Annotated in this window: 18 protein-coding genes; 4 read left to right on the forward strand and 14 right to left on the reverse strand. The window is 58.2% G+C overall.

Features of this window, described 5'->3' with window-relative positions:
- From VJ923_RS02585 to VJ923_RS02595, 3 genes are read right to left on the reverse strand one after another with little or no spacing between them, the layout of a single operon-like run.
- Positions 1-3123 carry a M28 family peptidase gene (locus VJ923_RS02585; RefSeq protein ID WP_326438236.1) on the reverse strand — a complete coding sequence of 1041 codons (3123 nt, stop codon included), beginning with the start codon at positions 3121-3123 and terminating at the stop codon, positions 1-3.
- A 60-nt stretch (positions 3124-3183) separates the two neighbouring features.
- Complete coding sequence (locus VJ923_RS02590) at positions 3184-4416, reverse strand: hypothetical protein (RefSeq protein WP_326438238.1); 1233 nt, start codon at positions 4414-4416, stop codon at positions 3184-3186.
- A 15-nt stretch (positions 4417-4431) separates the two neighbouring features.
- Positions 4432-7401 carry a helicase C-terminal domain-containing protein gene (locus tag VJ923_RS02595; RefSeq protein ID WP_326438240.1) on the reverse strand — a complete coding sequence of 990 codons (2970 nt, stop codon included), beginning with the start codon at positions 7399-7401 and terminating at the stop codon, positions 4432-4434.
- Positions 7402-7607: 206 nt separating this feature from the next.
- On the opposite strand from VJ923_RS02595, the gene VJ923_RS02600 reads away from it, so the two are divergent.
- Complete coding sequence (locus tag VJ923_RS02600) at positions 7608-8180, forward strand: hypothetical protein (protein WP_326438241.1); 573 nt, start codon at positions 7608-7610, stop codon at positions 8178-8180.
- Positions 8181-8284: 104 nt separating this feature from the next.
- Here VJ923_RS02600 and VJ923_RS02605 read toward each other — a convergent pair whose 3' ends face one another.
- A complete protein-coding gene (locus VJ923_RS02605; protein WP_394355936.1) occupies positions 8285-9235 on the reverse strand; it encodes a D-alanine--D-alanine ligase family protein in 951 nt (316 codons plus the stop codon).
- Positions 9236-9307: 72 nt separating this feature from the next.
- Here VJ923_RS02605 and rlmN point away from each other — a divergent pair, with 72 nt between their 5' ends.
- On the forward strand, positions 9308-10360 hold the full coding sequence (rlmN, locus tag VJ923_RS02610; protein ID WP_326438243.1) for a 23S rRNA (adenine(2503)-C(2))-methyltransferase RlmN: 1053 nt from the start codon (positions 9308-9310) through the stop codon (positions 10358-10360).
- 170 nt (positions 10361-10530) lie between these two features.
- Here rlmN and VJ923_RS02615 read toward each other — a convergent pair whose 3' ends face one another.
- The 10 genes from VJ923_RS02615 to VJ923_RS02660 form a co-directional block, all read right to left on the reverse strand.
- On the reverse strand, positions 10531-11586 hold the full coding sequence (locus VJ923_RS02615; protein WP_326438245.1) for a ParB/RepB/Spo0J family partition protein: 1056 nt from the start codon (positions 11584-11586) through the stop codon (positions 10531-10533).
- Entirely contained in the window at positions 11579-12571 is a 993-nt protein-coding gene (locus VJ923_RS02620; protein WP_326438247.1) for a ParA family protein, read from the reverse strand. The genes VJ923_RS02615 and VJ923_RS02620 overlap by 8 nt, the downstream gene beginning before the upstream one ends.
- A 104-nt stretch (positions 12572-12675) precedes the next feature.
- Positions 12676-13350: a 16S rRNA (guanine(527)-N(7))-methyltransferase RsmG gene (rsmG, locus tag VJ923_RS02625; RefSeq protein WP_326438249.1), complete on the reverse strand. Its 675-nt coding sequence runs from the start codon at positions 13348-13350 to the stop codon at positions 12676-12678.
- 98 nt (positions 13351-13448) lie between these two features.
- Entirely contained in the window at positions 13449-14018 is a 570-nt protein-coding gene (locus VJ923_RS02630; RefSeq protein ID WP_326438251.1) for a Jag family protein, read from the reverse strand.
- Between the two features lie 94 nt (positions 14019-14112).
- A complete protein-coding gene (locus tag VJ923_RS02635) occupies positions 14113-14889 on the reverse strand; it encodes a YidC/Oxa1 family membrane protein insertase (protein WP_326438253.1) in 777 nt (258 codons plus the stop codon).
- Between the two features lie 28 nt (positions 14890-14917).
- Positions 14918-15187 carry a membrane protein insertion efficiency factor YidD gene (yidD, locus tag VJ923_RS02640; protein ID WP_394355937.1) on the reverse strand — a complete coding sequence of 90 codons (270 nt, stop codon included), beginning with the start codon at positions 15185-15187 and terminating at the stop codon, positions 14918-14920.
- Positions 15135-15524 carry a ribonuclease P protein component gene (gene rnpA / locus VJ923_RS02645; RefSeq protein ID WP_326438255.1) on the reverse strand — a complete coding sequence of 130 codons (390 nt, stop codon included), beginning with the start codon at positions 15522-15524 and terminating at the stop codon, positions 15135-15137. Before rnpA ends, yidD begins: the two co-directional genes overlap by 53 nt.
- Positions 15525-15535: 11 nt before the next feature.
- Entirely contained in the window at positions 15536-15670 is a 135-nt protein-coding gene (gene rpmH, locus VJ923_RS02650) for a 50S ribosomal protein L34 (RefSeq protein WP_022737978.1), read from the reverse strand.
- Positions 15671-16077: 407 nt separating this feature from the next.
- Positions 16078-17721: a chromosomal replication initiator protein DnaA gene (gene dnaA, locus VJ923_RS02655; RefSeq protein WP_326438258.1), complete on the reverse strand. Its 1644-nt coding sequence runs from the start codon at positions 17719-17721 to the stop codon at positions 16078-16080.
- A gap of 92 nt (positions 17722-17813) precedes the next feature.
- Positions 17814-18872 carry an ATP-binding protein gene (locus tag VJ923_RS02660; protein WP_326438260.1) on the reverse strand — a complete coding sequence of 353 codons (1059 nt, stop codon included), beginning with the start codon at positions 18870-18872 and terminating at the stop codon, positions 17814-17816.
- Between the two features lie 824 nt (positions 18873-19696).
- Here VJ923_RS02660 and dnaN point away from each other — a divergent pair.
- Positions 19697-20797: a DNA polymerase III subunit beta gene (gene dnaN / locus VJ923_RS02665; RefSeq protein ID WP_326438262.1), complete on the forward strand. Its 1101-nt coding sequence runs from the start codon at positions 19697-19699 to the stop codon at positions 20795-20797.
- Positions 20798-21955, forward strand: coding sequence for a DNA replication/repair protein RecF (gene recF / locus VJ923_RS02670; protein ID WP_326438264.1), 1158 nt, complete (start codon positions 20798-20800; stop codon positions 21953-21955).
- The last annotated feature ends 99 nt before the right edge of the window (positions 21956-22054 follow it).

The following is a 22054-nucleotide window of genomic DNA, read 5'->3' on the forward strand; positions in this document are numbered from 1 at the left end:
TTAAATATTCTTCAGCAGCTCCATGACAAAATCGGTGTTAAGGGCGAGCATGTCGTTGTCGATGTTCTCGATGACGTCATCCTCTTCGGCGAAGAACGCCGGCTTGCCATTGGCCATGCCAGCCAGATGCATCGCCTGCTGCCCATGCTTGAGCACGTAGGCCGAAGCGCTATCGCGCCACTCCATGGTACCTTCGGGAACCTTCAGCCCCACGGCCTGCCCGGCCTTGCGGGCCAAGCGCTTCATGCGGCTGGAGGCCTTCTTCGAGAGATAGGTGCCCTCTTTGTTGATGAGCGTCAGCTCGCCGTCGCCCAAACCTTCCAGCTCAATGACGATAGAGCCCTTCATGTCAGCCTCGTGGGCTTCCATGAAGGCCTTCGTGCCGCCGTTGCCAGCAAGCTCAGAGCCAAGGGCCACGAACCAGACTTCCATGTCGATGCGCTCGCTGCGGAGCTGCTCAATCTGCTCGATGGCCGGATCGGCCTCGAACACGAAGTCGGAGGGAAGACCCTCGGCAAAGACGCTGGCCGCCTCGCGAGGGGCCTCGTCTTCGGCGGGAATCTCTTCCTCGACTTCGTCATCGAGCATATCCCGCGAGAAGGCGCCGCCCTCGAACGGACGGCCGCGACGGTTCAGGGAACGAGGGGCCGGGAACTCCTCATCGGCGAAGTCGTCATCGAACTCGGGAGCGAAAGTCATGGTCGCATCGGCGGGCGCATAGTCCTCGCTGTCATCGAACTCGTCGTCATTGCGGAAGCTCTCCCAGCCGCCGCGGGCCGCGCCCGCTTCCCGGGCGTCGAACCCTTCCTCCACCTCAAGCCATTCCTGGGGCGTCGACTGATCGTCCCGGTTCTTGCGGCGCAGCTTCCCGAAAAGACCGCCGAAGCGGCTCTTGGGCATTTCCACATAGCCGGGGCCGGCCATGGCGCCGGTTTCCGTGACCTGCTCGGCATAGGCCGAATCGTCGACATCCTCGATGTAGAGGTCTTCCTCGGTGGCGTTTTCAATAAGCTCCTCGCCAATGGGCGCCGCCGCGCCGGTGGCTCCCATAGCCGAGAACGTGCCGGCCAGATTGATGCTGCCGGAAAGACCGGGGTCTGACGGGAAAGCACCCCCACCCAGCGAAGGCAGCGCGTCGAACAACGACGCCTCGCGAGAGGAGGTGGCCGCCGGGGCGGCCTCGGCGATTTCGGCCACAGCCGGGATAACGGCGCTCAAATCGTGCACCCGGCCGTCGTGGGCAGGGCGCTGCTCGGAAAGAGGCGCCGCTTGCTGGCGATCTTCCATGGAGATGCGCGGCAGCTCCTGCGAAATGCCGATATCGGGCAGGGAGATAGCGCGACGGCGGCGGTGAGCCGGCGCCGGCGCGACATCGGCGGGCGCAGAGGCGGGCGCCGGCGCGGCGACAACTTCGCCCACCGAAGGCACCACCAAGCGACAGGCAGGGCCCTCGGCAGGTGCGGCAGGGCTCGGCACCGCCTGCAGATCGGAGAGGTTGATGGGCGCTGCGGCCACGGTGGCCCCGGTCAGCGGACGCTGGCCGTCGCGAACGAGGACATCCGGGTCCTCCGTGGGAAGGGAGACGGGCGCGACCTCGGGAACCGCGTCAAGACCCCGCGGGGCCGAAATATCGTCGGCCGGCGAGGGCACCTCGATGGCGGGCGCCTCGGCAGCATCGATGGTCGGCAGGCTCGAAGACGTCGCCGGCACAACCTCCGGTGCAACCTCGGGCACCTCAACCACTGCGGGCACCTCGATGACCTTCTCATCTTCCTCAGCGGCCACCGGAGTCAAGTCGGCGATAACCCCGGTCGGAGTCGCGCCGGCCGCCGCCGAAGCGGCCCTTACCGAATCGCGCATGCCACGCATGCGCTCGGAAAGCTCGTCGGCCGTGCTGCGCTCGCTCTCTTCGCGGGCGTTAATCTCTTCCTCGACTTTTTCCAGAGCCGTCGCATAGCGCGAGCGTTGGGCCGGCTTTTCCGACCGCGGCTTTTTCGCCTGCTCCTGGCCCTTTTTGAACCAATCGGGCACATTCGGCTCGCCGGACACCGCAACGGGCGCCACCGACATCGGGGCGGAGACGGGCATAACCTCGGCGGCATCATCAGCGGAAGAGGCAGCAGCAGACGCGGCAACGACCACCGGGACCTCTCCCTCAGATTCCGAAACAAGGACCTCGTCGGTCGCGGGCGCTTGGGAGACCGGTTTGCCGGAAAGGGCAGCCACCGCAGCTTTGGCGGCGGCGAGACGCTCTGCGGCAGATTCCATAGAGGTGCCCAAATCGTCGGCCGTATTCCCGACGTTGTAGGAAATCTCCGCTCCCTCGGGAACGAGGCCGGCAGATTGGGCCGCCTGCTCGCCATGGATGGTGGGGGCAGGCTCGTCGGGAAGGTCGCGCGATGCGGCCACGCGAGCGGCCACTTCCAGGAGCACCGCCACACCGGCGGCGTTGCAGTTGGCGCCCTCGTTGTAGTTTGCCAACTTCTCCAAGCCGAACGACACCGCGGGCAGCACGGCGAGCACCATGCCCACCGCCAGCAGCCCATTGAACGCAATGAGCCCCGTGCCCTCCGGCGATGCGACAGTGCGAATAATCATGAGCGCGGGCATGAGCACCAGCGCCACAAGCTCGGCCCAGTAGATGACGGGCAGCGCCGCGAGCACCGGGGCCTTCAGACCTCGGCGAACCTTACCGCTGTCGTAATTGGCCACGACAATGACCTTGCGGCGGCGCGAGGCGCGGCTCGGCGATTTGGCCGGAATGTATTTGGCCACCACGTTCTGGCTCACGCCGCGGTTGAGCAGGCGGGAAAGAACGGGCTTGTCGAACACCTCGGCGGCGACAAGCGCGGCGCACAGAACCGCGATGACCGTGGCTGGGATAGCCAGCACCGACACAATAGTGGCCAGCAAAATGACGAGCACCGCCACGCCGCTGCACAACGCGCGCGGCAGCGAGCTGTCGGGGTTGCACTGAAAGTCTTCCATCGACGCAGTCAGCCCCGCCGTAGCGGAAAGCTGCTCGCTGATATAGAGGGCCGCACGCTGCTCTTCCTCGGTACCCGCCGGGCGCGGGCCGATTTCCTGAGACAGGTATGCGACGTGTTCGTTCACTTCGGCCATGTACGTTGCCTTTCCTCGTTTAAGAGGTTGGTAGGACATAATTATCGTAAGTATACGCCATTACGCGGAAGTTCCCAGATATTCACGAAGAAACGCGTCGGCATTCCCCGCTTTCAGGCGCTCGGCCTCATAAGCGGCCTTGTCAGACTCAATGGCGGCATAGAAACGATTGGCCACAAGGCGCTCGGGGTCGTCCTCGCCGAGGTTCTGGGCCAAATCGGCCGCCTCGGCTTCCAAGGCGTTGTAACGGTCGTTTTCCGCCGCAAGCTCCTCCTTGTTCCGAGCCAGATAGGCCGCATCGGCGGCGAGGGCAGCCTGCTGGGAGGCGAGCCGGCGAGCCACGTACTCGTTGAAGGACTCAAGGGCCAGGCCCGGATACACCGCCTCGGCCTGGGCGAAATTTCCCTGGGCCTGTTCGAGCAGCGACAAGGCCTCCTCGCTTTTGGCCTGCGAGCCGCGCACGTTCTGCTCGGTCATCTCCTCCATAAGCGCCGTAGCCTCGCGGGCCGCCGCATCCGCATCGATGACCGCCTTCCAACCAGCGCGGGCATCGAGAAACGCTTCCGTGGCCATAAGCGATTCCTCAATGATGCTCACGCCGGCATCCAGCATATTCAACCGTGAGCGAGCGGCGGTAACCGCCTGGGCTGCCGCCTCTTTGTCAGTGTTGTCGGAAAGCGAGGGCTGCAGCGCCTCCACGGCGGCGATAACCTCCTCCAGCTGGGTACGCGCCGGTGCAATATCGGCTACCACGGCGCGGTACCCCTCAACGAGAGCCGACGACGACGGCGCGCGATCTCCTGTGGCCGAGGCAACCAGGCGCTTGGGGTCGTACTGCTCCATAACGAGCTTGTCGAAGGGGATGAGGATCTCATCGCACTGGTTGAGGATATCGAACTGAGCATTCAGCGTATCCCTCAACGAGGTCTGCCGCTCTTTCATGGAGAGCAGCGCCTGGCCGGCCACAAGGGCTAGGGCCAGAAGCACGCATATCACCACGACCGCCGGCACAATGCCGCGCAGGCCGCGCTCGACAGTGCTCGTCCCGGAGGAAGGTGCGGAAGCGCCCCCCGAAAGCACGATCGATTGGCTCTTAGCCGGTGTGGACCGAGGTTTTCCCCTTTTGCCCAAGGTGAACAGCGATACCTTGCCCGCCGCCGCATCGCGCCGCTCGCGCTCTTCGGCATCGCGGGCCTCGCGGGCGGCGTCCAGCACGCTGAACGAGATCTCATTGGAAGAGCCCTGGGTGCGGCTCTTAATGTGCATCGGATGGTGGGGCTTTTTCGCGGCCATAGTCGATTCGGTACCTTAGTGCGCGGCGGCTATCTCGGCGACGACTTCCGCAGCAGAGAGGAATCGGATGTTCTGGCTGGGCAGCGAGCGCAAAAACGTCTTTCCGTAGCCTTTTGTAACCAGACGCTTATCGGCGAGAATGAGGATGCCCTGGTCGTCGGCCTTGCGAATAAGGCGGCCGGCAGCCTGCTTGGTTTCCAATACGGCGGCGGGCAGCACATAGCGGCGCCAGGCGGCATCATCGCGGGCGGCGCGCTCGCAGGACAGAGGGTCAGTGGGCTTTGAGAACGGAAGCTTCGGAATGACCACACCCTTAAGGGTGGAACCCGGCGCGTCGAAACCCTCCCAGAAGCTCTTCAGCGCGAACAGCGACAGGTGCTCGTCGGCCAGGAAATCGTCGCGCAGCCCCTTCACGGACACGCCCCACTTCTGGCAGACCACGCGCAGGTTGTCCGGCTTCAGCGCCGGCTGAACCTCGTCGAAGCACTTTTCCATCTCGCGACGGTTGGTGAACAGGGTAAGCATCGAGCCCTGCTGAGCACGGTGGGCGCCGATGAGCAGCTTCTGCAGGGCATCCAAATAGGCCGGCTCGTTGGGCTCAGGCATGTCGTTTACCACGTAGACGATCATCTGGCTGTCGAAGTCGTAGCTCGACGAGAGCAGAAGCTCATCGGCCGCCGAGTACTCCCCCGCATTCAAGCCCATGGCGTTGGCAAAGCTCGTGAAGGCGCCGTCCACTGTCAGCGTGGCCGAGGCGTACACCACCGAATGGGTTCGGGCGTACAGCGTTTCATTCAGCGTCTCGCCGACCGACACGAGCAGCGCCTCAAGTTTGTTCTGGGGGCGGTCGGTCTTGCGGCTGAGGCTCGCGGCATACACGTAGCGCTCGGGGCACTGCGTGCAGATAACCTCGACATTCTGGATAATCTCCTTCATCTCCATGGCGATAGAGGCAATTTCGCGCTGGATGACAGCGGCGCCTTCAATGTCTTCCAGGTACCCGACCAGCTCCTGGCATACGGTTACCATTTTCTCCGCGCGCTCGGCCATCTCGCGGCCCAGTCGGGCGATGTTCTGGAAAATAGACCCGCGGCGAATCTCGTCGTTCAGCCACAAGTCAACGTTCTCGTAGCCCTTCGATCGCTTGTTGGTGTCATAGAAGAACAAATCGGGCAGGGCCTTGCAGAAGGCCTCGGCCGCCGTGCCGAAATCGGCGCCAGCGCGGCGGGCCTTGCCCGTGAGGCCGTAAAACAGCGTGGTGGACGATTCATTGCCGGGCATGACCACCGTGCGCTCGGCGCGCACGAACACATTGCGGCGCGACTCCTCGGATGCCACGCGGCGCACCAGGGAGAGGATGTCGTCTTCGGCCAGCTCAAGGGAAAATGCGCGGCGGGCCTCGTTTTCGGCACTGTGGGCCTCGTCCACCACCCAATAGCGAATCGGCGGCAGAAGACCGCCATCGGCGGCCAGGTCGCAGAACAGCAAGCTGTGGTTGGTCACGACGATGTTGGCCGCCTCGGCCTTGCGGCGCGAACCGTGCACGAAGCACGAGGTGCCGAAGAAGGGACACTTGCGGCGCAGACAATCGTGGCTTGTCGTAGTAATCGCCCAGCGAGGCAGGGTACGGTAATCTATCTTGAGCCCGTCGATATCGTCGTAGGCCGTCTGCTCTATGAAGGAGAGCAGGGCCGCCAAGGCGGGAGCCTGAGACTTCTGCTCCTTTCCCACGGTGCGCATCGCCGGACCATCCACCACCAAGCGCTCCACCTTGCGCAGGCAGGGATAATGGGAGAATCCCTTCAGCGCGGCGTAGGTGAGCGTGCCTCCCAGAGCTTCCGAGAGCGCGGGCAACTCGTGGTAGACAAGCTGATCGAGCAGGGCGTTGGTCTTTGTGGCCACGCCAATATTGATACCGTTGTCGCGGGCAATTACCGCAGAGGGCATCAAATAAGCCATGGATTTGCCCACACCGGTACCGGCCTCCACCATGAGGTTGCGCGAGCGGGCGAAAGCGCTGCGAACCGCTTCGGCCATGGCCACCTGCTCGTCGCGCTGCTCGTAATCCTGGTAGAGAGACCCTACGACGCCTTCGGCGGTAAAGGCCGCGGCAACCGTCTCTGCGGTGGGAAGAAGGATAGACCGCGCCGGATCGGCCGCAATTTCGTCGGCATCCACCAGCGACCTCATATCGGTCTTGCCCACGCGCTCGCGACGCAACGTGCGGAGCGAGAAAGGAAGAGGGCTTTCTGCGGATACCTCGTTGGTCTGTTCCGCAAAGTACTGGAACACCACCACCGTCGGCCACTCGTCGGGGGTGGCCATACCGGCAATCTCGCGCAGCAGCATGACGGGCATAGCCTCAACGGCGGCCAGAAGAATGCGCAGCAAGGCACAGGTGGCCGCCACATCCTCATCGGCGCGATGGGTTGAGCGGGGGGCTCCAAAAGCCTTCACCAAATCGATGAGCCGGTGAGATTTCATACGCGGCAAGGCGATGCGCGACAAATCGAGCGAATCGACCCAGGTGTTCTCGAGCAAAGGGTAGCCGGCAGGATGCTTAGTCGTGAAATTGCGATCGAACTCGGCATTGTGAGCCACCACGGTAGCATCCCCCACAAAGGCGGCCAGGGCTCCGAGAGCCTCAGAGGCGCTCGGCGCATCGGCTACATCCTCATCATGGATGTCCGTCAAGTGAGCCACATCTTCCGGAATGAGCTTCCCCGGGTTCACGAAGGTCACGAACCAATCGACAATCTCGCCGTTCTGCACACGGGCCGCCGCAATTTGCGTCAGCTCGTCGTGAGCCAGAGAGAAACCCGTTGTTTCCGTGTCGAGCACTACGATATTGCTGTCGAACTTCCCAAAATCGCTCTGGCGGGCCCGCTCGGGCAGAGACTCATAGCGCTCTACAATTTCCCAGGGCGTTCCGTCGCTTATAAAGTTCTTCAGCTGTCCTTTTAAGGGGGTGGTTTCACGTGACATGGTGCAGCCTATCTACCGCGGCGCCCTTGGTGGTGAAAAAAAGGAACCTCGGCCTAGCGAGAGTTCCCTGATCCATCGGGCTCGGTTATGGTGTTCTCGAAACGGTAGGTATTGTATCAGTCAGGGCGGAGATAACATTCATGGAACGGTATTTCGGTACATATCAAACATTTCGAACGCTGTCGAAGAAAGATGCAGCGCTTCTTATGAGCTCGAACACCCTCGTGGGCGACCGCTACGCCATTGAGTGTCTACTGGAGGAAGGCAAGCACCGCGCATGGCTCATCAACAAATTTGGCGAGCGCATCGGCTATTTCGGGGAGGACTTCTCTCGCACGCTCAGTCTCTACAAGGCCGACGGCATGAGTCTCGTGGGAATCCTTTCTTTCATCGCCTTCACGGAAACACCTGAGCCGGGCGAGTACTGGGGCCAGGCCGCCGTCATCGCTTACAACCCTGCGTACAAAGATGAGTTCAATACCTTCATCAACGGGGTGTGCGGCCTTATCGGCAAAGGCATTCGCCCGAAGCTCTCCTTCGAAGGGTCGGCGGTGGACGAGGTTATCTCCTCGAAGGGCACCTGGCTGCCCAGCGACCGCGAGCCTTTGCCCGAGAAGCAGCGCGGCATGGCGCTGCTTAAGACCCGCCGCGGCTTCATCGACGGCCTCGTGGAAGCAGGACGCTCGGGCAACAAGGGATGCTACTTTCTCAGCTGGGCCTTCCTGCTTGCCCTTGTTGCTGCGATTATCTTCGGGCTGAAATCCTGCGGCGTCTTCTAACAACAGAACACCTGTTTGGATTACAATCCCAGCTCAAGCATGGAAAACGCCGCTCATGAAGCGGCGTTTTCTCGTTTCAATGAAGCTTATCGAGGGCATTGGCGCTACCGGGCGTCCTCGAAGGCATATTCGATAAGTTTCGTACACAGCTCCGGGAAGCTGATACCGGCGGCGCGGGCCGCGTCGGGCAAAAGGGACGTAGCCGTCATGCCGGGAATCGTATTAGTTTCCAAAATCCAGGGAATGCCCTCTCCATCAAGAATAAAATCAGAACGGGAAACGCCGCTGCAATGAAGCGCCTTATGCGCGTTCACGGCCGCCTGCATCACCTGCTCAGTGAGCTTCTCGCTCAGCGGGGCCGGACAATTGTGCTGCGATCCGCCCGGCGCATACTTCGAATCGAAATCGTAAAACTCGGCTTTAGGTACGATTTCAATGACCGGGAGAGCGAACGGCTGGTCATTACCCAGAACCGCAACGGTAAGTTCGGTGCCGGAAATATACTTCTCCACTACCACCAGCTCATCTATCTCGAAGACCTTCTCAATCGCCTCGGCTATGGCCTCAACACCCTCAACGATGTAAATACCCAGCGCACTGCCCTCCGTCGCTGGCTTCACGACGCAGGTTCCACCCATAACCTGAGCAATCTCGTCAACGGAGTACGGTTCGCCCTTTTGCAGGTACTGGAACGGCGCTGTAGGAATGCCGGCACGCTGGTAAAACAGCTTCGACTGGGCTTTATTCATAGCTGTTGCGCTCGACCACACGCCCGGCCCGGTATACGGTAGGCCGATGGTTTCCAGAAACCCCTGAAGCGCGCCGTCTTCTCCGCCCTTCCCGTGAAGACAGAGGAAAGCGACATCGAACGAGCCTTCGAGGAGTTGAGCTAAATCAGCATGGCGAGCGGGATCAAGCTCCGTCACCAGAAAGCCCGCCTCGCGGAGCGCTGCGCCTGCCCCTACACCCGAGGCAAGGGAAATCTCACGCTCGCCGCTGGTTCCTCCAGCAAGCAGCGCCACACGACACTTCGCAGGTTCAATCATCGCAGCCATAGACCTTCCCTTTCGAACGGTAAATGCCTGAGGGCAGTATATCAGAGCAGTCTCAGGGTCTATAATGAGTCTATGAATAACGAACTAATAAAGTTTTCCGAAGATGAACTATGCACCCTGCTTGCCTCGTGGGGTTATCCTCGCTTTCGTGGTAAACAGGTTTTCGAATGGGTCCATCACCACCACGCGAGCTCTTTTGACGAGATGAGCAACCTCCCGAAAGACCTCCGAAAACGTCTAGCTGACGAGTTCCCCCTCAATGCCATAGCCTTACTCGATCGACAAGTATCCCAAGATGGGACGCGTAAATACGTTGTTCGGCTTTCCGACGGCACGTTGGTCGAGACCGTAGGCATGCCCGTGTTTAAGAAAGATGGCTCCATAGATCGCCTCACCGTTTGCGTATCCTCCCAAGTGGGCTGCCCTATGGCTTGCCGTTTTTGCGCCACTGGCCGCGAAGGCCTTACCCGCAATCTGGAGGCATCGGAAATTATCGCCCAGGTCGCGCTCGTGCAGAAGGATTTCAAAAATCGAGTAAGCAATATCGTTGTTATGGGACAAGGGGAGCCGTTCTTGAATTACGAAGAGGTTCTTTCGGCTCTTCGTATTCTCAACAGCAGCCAGGATTTCAATATCGGAGCCCGCCACATCACGATATCCACCTGTGGCCTCATAACCGGCATCAACCGCTTCGCAGAGGAGCCCGAGCAATTCACCCTTGCTGTATCGCTTCACTCAGCGATACAGCGCAAACGCGACGCTCTCATGCCGAACGTTTCCCAACAACCCTTGCCCCTGCTGAAGGAGGCTTTGCGAGCGTACACTCAAAAGACCAACCGTCGCGTCACTTTCGAATATCTTCTCATCGAAGGCGCCAATGACTCCGAAGAAGACTTGCAAGCGCTTATTGAGTTCTGTGAAGGACTTCTCTGCCACGTCAACCTCCTTCCCGTTAACACCGTTGACGGCTCTCCCCTTAAACCATCCTCGGAGGAAACTGCCAACCATTGGGTTACCTCTCTTTCAAGTCATGGCATCGAGACGAGCTTCAGACGGTCGCGCGGCTCCGATATCGATGGTGCATGTGGTCAATTGAAGAACAAAATGAAGCGCGTCCAGGATTGACGAAGACACTCCCTTTCTGTTTCACGTGAAACATCGGAACAGGAAGGGAGTGTTATGTAAAATATTTTCCATGAGTATTATCATAGCTTCTTAAAGGGCCTTCTGAATTTAAAAACCCCTTGTTTCACGTGAAACAAGGGGTTTTTTAATATGAGAGATTTATACGGTTCCTACTCACCGAGAAGCTCATTGAAGAGTCTCTGTAGATCCTCTTCGTCTTTGAACTCGATCTCAATCTTGTTCTTACCCTTCGAGGACTTCACGCGCACATTGGTTTTAAGAGTCTCGCGCAAGGTCTTCGCTACCGATTTGTACACTGCGGGCAGAGGCTCTCGGTTGTTCGGCGCCGAGGCCTCTTTCTTACCTGACATAAGACGTGCCAGATTTTCGGCATCACGAACTGTCATCGCGTTATCGATAATTTTTTGAGTCAGCGTAAGCCGGCCTTCTGCTGTAGGCACGGAAAGAATAGCGCGGGCATGACCGGCAGTAATTTTCTCTTCATACAGCAGCTGTTGAGCCTCTTCCGGCAAATCAAGGAGACGAAGAGCGTTGGCTACCGTCGAGCGCCCCTTCGAAACCGCCTGAGCGACTTCAGCCTGAGTCATAGACCGCCGCTCCATCAGACGGCGGTATCCATAGGCTTCCTCGATAGGATTCAGGTCGGAGCGTTGAATGTTCTCAATAAGCGCCAGCTCGAGAGCTTGATCATCGTCGGCTTCTTTGATTCTTACGGGAACTTTCTCCAGCCCCGCTGCCCGAGAAGCCTGCCAACGACGCTCTCCGGCGATAATCTGATACGTCCCATCAGCCATGTGCCGTACAAGAATCGGTTGAAGCAAGCCGTCTTTTTCGATAGAGGCGGCCAATTCCTCAATTTCCTCTTTTTTAAACTGAGTACGAGGCTGGTCGGGATTGGGAACGATCTTATCGAGAGAAACCTCGTCGGTTCTCTTAGAAGACGCTTGATCCGCAGAGGGAATAGTAGTAGTAATAATATCGCGGGTAACCGGCTCCGACACCACAGCGGGGTCTTCCTCCATCTCAGCAACCGTACGAGCCGGTCGCGTTGAAACCGGGGCTTCCATTGCTGCGGCCTCATCTACCTCCACTGTTACGCGCTGGCGCTCTGGCGCCGGTGCTGCGGGCGCAGGTGCGTCATAGGAACCGGGGAGGAGGGAGCCGAGGCCGCGTCCAAGACCTCCACGACGTTCAGGCTTAGCCACGAGCAATCACTTCCTTTGCAAGCTCAATATAGGAAAGAGAGCCTCTTCCCTTGGGGTCGTATTGCGTAATAGGCTGTCCGAAACTGGGAGCTTCGGACAACTTGACGGTTCGCGGAATGGGCGTAGAGAACACCAGGCGCCCGAAGTATTCGCGCACCTCATCAACAACCTGTTTGGAGAGGGTGGTACGGCTATCGTACATAGTGAGCAAGATACCATAGATATCCAGGGTTGGATTCAGGCGTGATTTGACACGTTTCATTGATTCAAGAAGTTTTGTCACACCCTCCAAGGCATAAAACTCACATTGAATCGGGATAAGCAGCTTGTCTGCAGCAACAAGGGCATTAACAGTCAAAAGGCCGAGAGAAGGAGGACAGTCAATGAGAATAAAATCGTATTTCCCGCGCATACAGCCAACAGCCTCTTTAAGACGATTCTCGCGAGCCATCTCGGAGACCAGCTCAACTTCGGCACCGGCAAGATTAATAGTGGCCGGCGCAATATCCAAACCCTCGGCAATATCGGGGATGATCACATTCTCGATAGGGACGTCGTTCAGCAGCACATCATAAATGCATTGTTGAATCAGACTCTTTTCCACACCAAGGCCACTTGAACAATTTCCCTGAGGATCAAGGTCTACCAACAGTACCTGTTTACCCATCTCTCCCAGTGCTGCACCTAAGTTGATGGCTGTTGTCGATTTACCGACGCCGCCTTTTTGGTTGATGATGGCGATAATCTTAGTGTGCCCGATGACATGCTTGACGGGCGCTTTGTCCTTGTAGGTCTTCAAGGGCTCTGTCGGCATATCAACTACTTCATAGGTGTCAGTTTCCCGGACAATCACTTCGATATCTTCCGGGTCTGTCTCCCTGAAGCTCTCAACTGCTTCCTCTTGTTCCTGAATTTGAGGCGTTTCAACCTCTTCGACAGCCTGGGTTTGTTTTGTGTCTCGTTTAAGACCATCAAAGAATCCCACAGGAACCTCCTTCCATAATTGCAGCTCAGTATAGCACCGACTAACGCCTGTTCAGGCGGTGTTCGATAGATGGATTCAAATTACGTGATGTTTCACGTGAAACATCACGGGCGAGGTTTCAAGGGTTGTTTCTGAGCAAGGCCGACTCTGCGAGGAAGCTTTATACGAGGACGAGCTACCTTCTCGAAAACCAAAATAGTCCGCTTAGTTTCTCTGTCGCTCAAGAGAGCTTCTCTTTGAGAAACAAGTTTCATGCCGACAAGATCTTGAACAGCTTTCGCTTCTTCAATCTCCTCGGAAGTCACTTGCGCCTTATAGCAGACAAGCCTCCCTCCCTTGAAGAGCAGGGGAGAAGCAAGTTCAATTAAAGAAACCAGTCGAGATAAGGCACGCGCAGTGAGGACGGCAAACCGCGCTTCGTACTCAACGGGTAAATCCTCAATTCTCTCGCTCGAGGTAGCCACCTGAGAGGAAAGACCGAGCTCGTCTAAAATTGACTGGACAATAGCCATCTTCTTCTTAACTGAATCTACGAGGATCGTCTGGCGGCCTGTGGCCAGAGCAAGGGGAACACCGGGAAAGCCGCCGCCAGAACCCAAATCGCCATACAATCCCTCGGGAGCCTCGTTAACTTCAGGTAGTCCCACCAGGGAGTCTTCGAGATGAAGAAGCATCGCTTGTTCTTCATTAGTGATACGGGTCAGATTCGTGATTTCGTTTGCCTTCAGAATATCGTCAAGGTACCTACGACAGAGCGCTTCGGTTTGCTCGCCCACCACCTTAACTCCTTTCCTGAAAACCAGTACGACACCATGATAAAGGAAAGAGGAGCAAGCAATCTTGCCCCTCTCGGTAACTTGAGATATCTGGAGAGATTCTACAGAGGAACCACCACAACGTGGCGAGACGGACCCTCGCCCTCGGAAACAGTCTCAACACGGTCATCATCGCGCAAGGCGATATGAACGATACGGCGCTCGTAAGGAGTCATGGGGCGAAGGCCAACTTTGCGGTGCTGGGAAGCAGCGCGATTGGCGGAGCTGCGGGCGATGGACTCCAGCTTCTGGCGCTGGCGATTCTTGTAGCCCTCCACATCCACGATAACGGGATAGCGGAAGCCAATAGTACGCACCGTGATCATAGAGACAATAAATTGCAGAGCATCGAGGGTTTTGCCATGACGCCCAATGAGAACGGCCATATCGTTACCGCTGATATCGAGGATAAGCTCGCCCTCGTCGCCTTCGTACTCATCGATGGTCACTTCGCCCACATTGAAGTACTGAAGGATATCCTGGAGCGCAGCGATAGCCGTATCGGCAATGTTGTCGAGCATCTCATCGGTTACCACAAGCTCATCTTCCTCAGAATCACTCACGCCAGCCGTCGCGGATTCCTCGTCCACCTCTTCGATGTCGTCGATGATTTCTTCGGTCTCTTCCGCCATGCTTACTCCTTACGTTTGGTACCGCGGTTGAATATTGCCGCGGAATGTACAAAGAGAGTGTTTCACATGAAACACTCTCTAAATTCAGCAATGCCTAGCGCTTCTTCTTCGGGCGCTTCTTCTTCTCTTTGCGCGTCACGTTGACTTCGACCGGTTTTACAACCAGCGCCTCTTCTTCTTCCTTGCGCTTATCGGCGGCACGACAACGGGCGAGCGTCAGCTGGTTCTGACCGATGCCGATCAGCGAGGAAGCACCCCAGAACAAAAGCACGCCGGCAGGAGACCCCCACGAAATCCAGAGCATCATAATAGACATGATGCCGCCCATCATGAGCGTCTGATTCTTCTGCTGGCTGTTTTCAGTCTTCAACTGCTGAAGAACCATAGGCAGGAAGGTTGCACCCGCGAAGATCACCATCAAGATAAGATAGGGAACAAACGTTCCAAAACCCTCGCTAAATGCCTGAGCAGGTGTAGTAACCAAACTAGGAACGATATTGTAGAACGAGTAAGTGCCTTCGCCGATTCGGTCGCCCATCTCGCGCAGTACCTGGAACAGGGCGATGAAGATGGGCATCTGCAGCAGCATGGGCAGGCATCCGGCAAGCGGGTTGAACTTCATCTCCGCGTAAATCTTCTGCATTTCCTGAGATTGACGCGTCGGGTCATCGGGGAAGCGGTCCTTCAGGGCCTGAATCTTCGGCTGCACCTTCTGCATGGCGTAGTTCGACTTCGCCTGCTTGTGCATGAGAGGGGCCACGATGATGCGGAAGATAATGGTGACGATGATGATCGCCAGGCCCCAGTCGTGGCAGAAGTTGTAGAAGAACTGGATGACGTCGAAGATCCAGTCTTTAAAGATATCCCACATAGCTTACCTTTCCAAAAGCGCCAGTACCTCAGGGTACGGGATCGTAGCCGCTGGGGCCGCCGGGGCGGCAGCGCAATATCCTCTTTGCTGTAAGCACGAACCCCTTGCGAAACCCGTAGCGCTTAAACGCGGTGAGCCCGTACTCGGAGCACGAGGGAACGAACCGACAAGCAGGGAGCAGCAGGGGGGAGATGGCCATTCGATAGAACATAATAAGGCCGACGGCGATAAGCGTCGGTAGCCTTTTAATGGATGTGAACAGCTTTTTCAACCGTGCTCTTTCCCTCGCCTTCCGCAAGGCGTTCGGCGGCGTTTCCGCATGCCTTCAGCACTTTACTATAAGATGCCCGAGTAAGCCCCGACTTTGCCAGAAATATCACGTCCGAGCCGTCCCAGGGGCCGCCCATGTCCCGACAAAGGGCGCGAAGCCGCCGTTTGGCTCGGTTGCGCCAAACGGCATTTCCCAGTTTCTTCCCCGCAATAAAAGCGACACGACCGGAATGGCCGTGTCGCTTAGCATTGCTTTGCCCATCAGCCTTCTGAGCACCCACGATAATGGTCAGGTGCGGCGTGTGAAGGCGATGTCCCGTAGAGAAGAGCCGGGAGATCTCAGTGCTGGATTTAATCGTCTGCACCTAAGAAACTCCTAGACGGTGAGACGCTTGCGCCCCTTAGCACGACGGGAAGCGAGAACAGCGCGACCACCCTTGGTGGCCATACGGGCACGGAAGCCGTGGCACTTGGCGCGCTTGCGTTTGTTCGGTTGATAGGTGCGTTTCATTGTTTCTTTCCCTTTCATGGTTTGAAGAGTAGCTTTTGAATTATACAACGCGAAAAAACGCTGTCAACGGGGCAGATGAAAGAATAAGGAGGATGGTAGAAACCGTGAAAGCGTGAGAGAGGCTGCGAGATTCCACGGAGCGTTCTCCACGAGGGCGAAAGAGCGGAGAACGCCGCTTCTTCTTTTTAAAACTAAAGGTAGTAGTACCAATAAGGACAGTGGATTGGTCAACAACTTGCATTTCCGCAGATGAAGCCCTATGAAACTGCGGTGCTTTCTTTCGTGGAAACGCTCATTGTTTTGCACCGACGCCCCTGTTCACCTCGGTGCCTCTGCGAGATACGGTTGAAAAGGAGGCGGGTTATGCGCAGCCTGTCCTCCACTTTTCCCACGGCAATGAACCGCTCTTAATCAAGCTCGCTGATAATCTTCATGAGGATTTCGATTTCCTCCTGCGTGTCGCGATCGGTTTTCAGACGCTCTTCGACGCAGTTGCTGGAATGAATGGCCGTCGAGTGGTCGCGGTTGAAGCGCTTCCCGATATCGCCGTAGGGCAGATCGAGCAGCCGGCGGCACAGGTAGATGGCCACTTGGCGAGGGCGCACGATAGATTGCGACCGCGATTTCCCCACGATTTCGTTATGGGTCACCTTGTAGAACTTCTCCACCTCACGCTGGATGTCCTCGATGGAGAGACTGCGCGACCGGCCTCCCGTGAAATGGTTCGCCAGCAGCTCGCGCACTTCCTCGATGGAGATATCGCGGCGATCCGAGTAAATCAGGCGGTAGATGACCGTGTTCACGGCGCCCTTCAGCTCGCGGATATTGGACCCGGAGTTTTCCGCGATGTACATCTGGATGTCGTCGGGAATGGTGAAGCTATCGAGGCCGGCGCTCCGGCAATGCTCGCGGGCGAAGGATTTTACGATTCCCAGCTTCGTCTCCACCTCGGGAGGCTGGATGTCAATGGCCCCGCCGCTGTAGAAGCGCGACTTCAAACGCTCGTCCACCTCGATGTTCTTAGGGGCGCGGTCGGCGGAGAGCACCACTTGCTTCCCTTGGCTGGTAAGCGTGTTGAAGAGCTGGAAGAGCATGTTGATTGACTGCTCTTTGCCCTGCAGATGCTGCACGTCGTCCAAAAGAAGTACATCGGCTTGCTCGTAGTAGGTGCGGAAGTTCTTGAAGCTGGATTTCTCGCGGTCTTTGGCTTGGCCGGCCTCGGAGTAACGGGACACGAACTCTTGGGCGTCCACGTACACCGTGTGCAACGTCGGGCGCGTCTCTTTGATGTAGTTCTGGATGGCGCGCATGAGATGTGTTTTACCTAAGCCGCTTTTTCCATAGATGAACAGGGGGTTCAGCGGAAGGCTGCCCGGAGATTCCGCCACTTCGACGGCCATGGAGTAGGCCATGCGGTTCGACTCTCCGATAACGAAGTTGGCGAAGGTGAGCGAAGAGAGGGGGTTGAGTCCCGCCGCGCCTTCGTGGGATTCTTCCGTGCGGTGGGCCGGCGCCTCGAATGTGGAACTTGCCGCGGGGTGCTCGCTTGCCTGGGGCGCCGGTTCGCTCCACTGGGGCGCGGTGTAGGGGGCGGCCGCGGCGGGGACGAAGGCTGCCGGCGCAGGCTCTGCCATCGCGATCGGCGCCGCCTGGGGAGAAGGGGTCGGCACCGGCGATGGGGCCGGGGCCGGAGTCGGTGATGGGATCGGCGCCGACGCCGGCGTCGGGGTCGCAGCGGGCGCCGGCGCTGCCGTCATCGCGTTCGCGGCCGCGCTTTTGCGCTGTTCCTGCGTGGGGTCTACAGCGATGGCCACGGCGTAGGTCACCCCGGTAAGATCGTGCAGCGCGCGCACGATTGCCTCGATGTAATGCTGCTCGACCCAGGTTTTAATAAAGTCGTTGTCAGCCGTAAGCATAAGGAACGAATCGCTCATGGCCTGGGGCTCGAGGCGCGAGAAGAACGCGGCAACCTGGGAGGCATCAACATCTTGATAGCTCTTGACCTGGGCGCAGATGCGCGCCCATTGCTCGTTCAGCTTCTCGCTATCCATAACACTTCCTTCCACCGGCGCCGGAAACGCCGCGGTCTTTCGCTCGCTTGTTCGGCCATTCTAGCAAATAAGCAAATCGATCGCGCTTGTCCCTAAAGACCCTGGGCCACTTGGCGCCCGTAGGGGGTGAGGGTTCTCTTCTTCCCAATCATCTCCACCAGCCCGGCCTGCTGAAGTTTGCCGAAGGTGGTATTGGTAGTGGATTGGGCGGTCTCGGTGAGCTCGCTCATCTCCTTGTTTCCCAGCATCCCCTCGGTGAGCAGCAGCTTGAGGAACATGCGCTCGCGCTCGTTGAGAACGGGGCCGGTCACCATGCCGCCCGGGTACCCGTAGGGCTGAGCGGGGGCTTGCGCGCCGTAGGCCGGGTAGGGGGCCGGTTGGGGATAGGCGCCGTAGGCCGGGTAGGGCGCGTAGGCGTTCCCGTAGGGCTGCGCTACCGCCGCTGTCGGGGCGGGGTAAGGTTGGCCGTAGGGCGCGCTACCCATCGGCGCCGCCGCGGGCTGAGCAGGGTAAGCGCCCGCTGGAGCTATGGGCGCGACCGGGGCTGCGCCCGCGCCGTAGTAGTCGGGAGCGGGGCTGCTCGCAGGGCTGGCGGCGGCTAATCCCGAGGGAGTCAGCACGTCGCTCTCGTCCCAGTCGTCAAGAGGGTCGTCTTCGTCCCGCACGAGGCTCACGGTCACCACCGCGCCGGTTCCCAGGTTGTCCTCAATAGTGATGGTGCCGTGGGAAGATTCAAGGTATTCGCGAACAATGGGAAGACCCGACCCGACCCCGCGGATGTAGTTCTTCATAGGCTCGACAGCCGAGGAGAACCCGGGCATCTGGGCCTTCTCTTTCGAGGGGATGCCCGGTCCGTGGTCGGCGAAGCGGATGGTGTTTCCCTTATCTAGAATAGAGACGACTACTTCCTTAAAGTGCGCGTGGATGAAGTTTTCGGAAACCTCGCGAATGACGGTGTAGGGAATGGTGCCGCCGGCGCTGTGGGACTGCTCGTAGATAGTGGATGCCAAAGCCTCGATGTAGGCGCCGGTTTCCGCGGGGTCGATTTCCACGACGCGCGGCGCGCTGCGCAAATCATCGTAGAGGGCGATGCGCCCCACGGTCTCGACGAAGGCATAGTCGAAGGAAGCCCCAGAGGGGGCTTCAGTCATTGAAGAGGGCGTTTGTTCCATGTTTTCCAATTTCATTCCGTTGTGTTCGTCGCTTATTCAGTGTTTTCGGAAAGTTTTCGCAATATTGTAGCGTGTTTTGAATAAAGAGAAGGTGCTCGCCTGCGCATTTCAGAGTCAGCGGTGAGTAATTCACTTTTTATTCAGCAAAAGTTGAAAACTGAAATCTATCTACCTGCAGTATTCAGATAAATTCATAGTTATGAACTAGATATTCAGTAAAAGTGGAAAACATTGAAACGTGGGAAAAACTCAAGGAATAAGAGAAAGAGGAAAATGTGAAAAACTTCTCTCGAAAACCTTGACATTACCTCCCAACGCCTCTTCTCGGCGTTCTTCTCGAGGCTGAGGTAATGAGCTTCGTTAGTTGCCTGTAATTTTCGAACATAAGTGCGTGAAAACACGGGAAAACTCTCGCAGTTTTTAAAACACCAGCTCAGAGCCTTATTTTTCGAGGTGTTCCATGACGAGAAAACAGAATTCGAAACTGTCAACCATCTTTGATGTGGATATCCACCTTCGAAAAACCCGTGTTTTCCACTTGATTCTCTGGGAAAAGAGAGAGTTTTCCTCATTATCCACAAGTTTGAAGAGGAAAGTGGTGGATAAGTCTTCAACCACCGTGTGTGAAAAACTCTTTCTTCAGCCCCACGCTCCCCTTCGCGAGAATATTCTTTTTTGCTCCGCGGACTTGGAAAAAAGCCGCAGAGGGCGCCCTTGGTTGGGGACAGGCTCGCTGCGGCGCTATAATACGCCGCACGACCTTATTACGTAAGCTCCCGCGACGACTCGAAGAGAGGCCTCCTTTGAAGCTGAGCATCAACCGCACCGAACTTGCCAATGCCCTTTCCATTGTTCTGAAGGGCGTGTCCACCCGCTCAACCCTGCCCGTGCTTTCCGGTATTCTCATCGAGGCCACCGGCGATAAGATCATCCTCCAGGCAACCGACCTCGAGCTCTCTATCCAGTATTCCGTTGCGGCGCTGGTTGAGGAAGAGGGACGCACCGTGGTCCCCGGCAAGCTGTTCTCCGAGATCGTGAAAAACCTCCCCGATGCCGCCGTGCACGTTGAAGCCACCGAGGAGCAGGCCTTTATCACCTGCGACACCTCGTCGTTCTCTATTCGCGCCTTGAATGCCGAGGACTTCCCCGGATTCCCGCGCGTCGATACTCATCAGAAAATAGAGATTCCCTTCCAGCAGTTCTCAACCATGGTCAAGCGTGTGTCTCGCGTGGTGTCCAAAGATGAGTCCCGCGCCATTCTCACTGGCGTGCTCATCACCCTCGAGGCCGGCGTGTTGCGCATGGTGGCCACCGACTCGTACCGCCTCGCCATCACCGATGCCCCGCTGCCCAACTCTTCGGCCGACGAGTTCCAGGCGGTCATCTCCGGTGCCTTCCTCTCGGAAATCGCGTCGCTGCCGAAAACGGAATCGCCTGTCTCGCTGGCGCTGGCCGACAACCAGATTGTGGTGACCTGCGAGGATACGGTGTTTATCAACCGACGCATCGAGGGCAACTTCCCCAACTACAAGCAGCTGCTTCCCGACAGCTATACCACCCGCGCCACCATCGAGGTGGATAAGCTCGTGGCTTCGGTTCGTCGCGCCTCGCTGCTCGGCTCTACCTCTTCGCCGGTGCGCCTCGATTTGAACAACGCCTCCCAAACGGTGCAGATTTCCGCCGCATCCCAGGATGTGGGCAGCGCTCAGGAGATTATCTCCTGCATCATCGAGGGTGAGGATGTGGAAATCGCCTTCAACTACGCCTACGTGCTGGACGGCCTCGGCTCCATTGCCACCGATGAGGTGTACCTGGAAGTGCAGTCCGCTTTGAAGCCCGGCATTTTCCGCGCGCTCGAGCCCGAGAACTTCCTCTACCTTGTCATGCCGGTGCGCATCGCCTAAATGACCCTGCGCATCGAAAGCCTCGAGCTGCGAAATTTCCGCAACTACGACGAGGCCGTCATCGACGGTCTCGGTGACATCACCGTGCTCGTGGGGGAGAACGCCGTCGGGAAGACGAATCTCGTTGAGGGCATCCAGCTGCTGACGGCGCTCGCGTCGTTTCGCCATGGGACCTTCGACCAGCTGGTGCGCCACGGCGAGAGCCAGGGGCGCGCGGCGTTGCGGGCGACCGACGGAAACCGCCAGCTCGATATTGAGCTGCTCCTCGCTGGGAAAACGCGCAAGTATCGGCTGAACAACAAGGCGAAGCGGCCCCTCGATCTGAAGGGCCTCATTCCTTCGGTGATCTTCACCCCCGACGATCTTGATTTGGTGAAAGGGTCGAACACCGGCCGCCGCACGGCGCTGGATGTTCTCGGCTCGCAGGTGAACAAGAGCTATTACACGGTGCGCCGGGATTACGAGAAGGTGGTGCGCCATAAAAATCGCCTGCTCAAAGACGAGGCCGACCCTACGTTGGTGGAAGCGATCGATGAGATGCTTGTCACCGTGGGCTCGCAGCTGACGATGTATCGCATCGCCCTGTTCGAGCGCCTGCGCCCACATATGGTGGGGAAGTACCGCGAGATATCCGGTGGCCGGGAGGAGATGGAGGCCCGCTACGTGCCCTCTTGGGAAGCTGGGCTCTCGAAAGAGGCTGACGAGCCTGCGCCTCCCGAAGGTGCCCATGAGGCTTCTTCGACTTCCGCTCCCTCGTCGCTTGTGCGCGATGAGGTGCGCGATGCGCTGAGCCGCGCGCTTCATGAGCGCGCGGCGGAGGAGCGCCGTCGGGGACGGGCGTTGGTGGGGCCCCATTCCGATCAGATTCTTCTTACGCTGGATGGTCAGGACGCCTCGATCTACGGAAGCCAAGGCCAGCAGCGCTCCATCGTGCTCGCGTACAAGTTGGCCGAAGCCGCCGTGATAGAGGAAATCCTCGATCAGAAGCCCGTGCTGCTTCTCGACGACGTTATGAGCGAGCTGGACGGACGCCGCCGCGCGGCGCTCGTGGAGGCCATGGAGGGCGGAAGCCAGACGTTTATCACGACGGCCAACATCGATTACTTCGACGAGGATATGCTGGCCCGCAGCAAGGTTGTGAATCTCCCCCTCGCTTAAGGGGGCCGCCCGCCCCACCGAAAGCGCGGTATTATTTCTCCACGATTTCTCGTGCGATTTAAGGGTGGTTTTCCATAATTCGCAATAGATTCTCCCCTT

Origin of the sequence: Adlercreutzia shanghongiae, from assembly GCF_035830635.1 — a bacterium.
Taxonomy (GTDB): Bacteria; Actinomycetota; Coriobacteriia; order Coriobacteriales; family Eggerthellaceae; genus Adlercreutzia; species Adlercreutzia shanghongiae.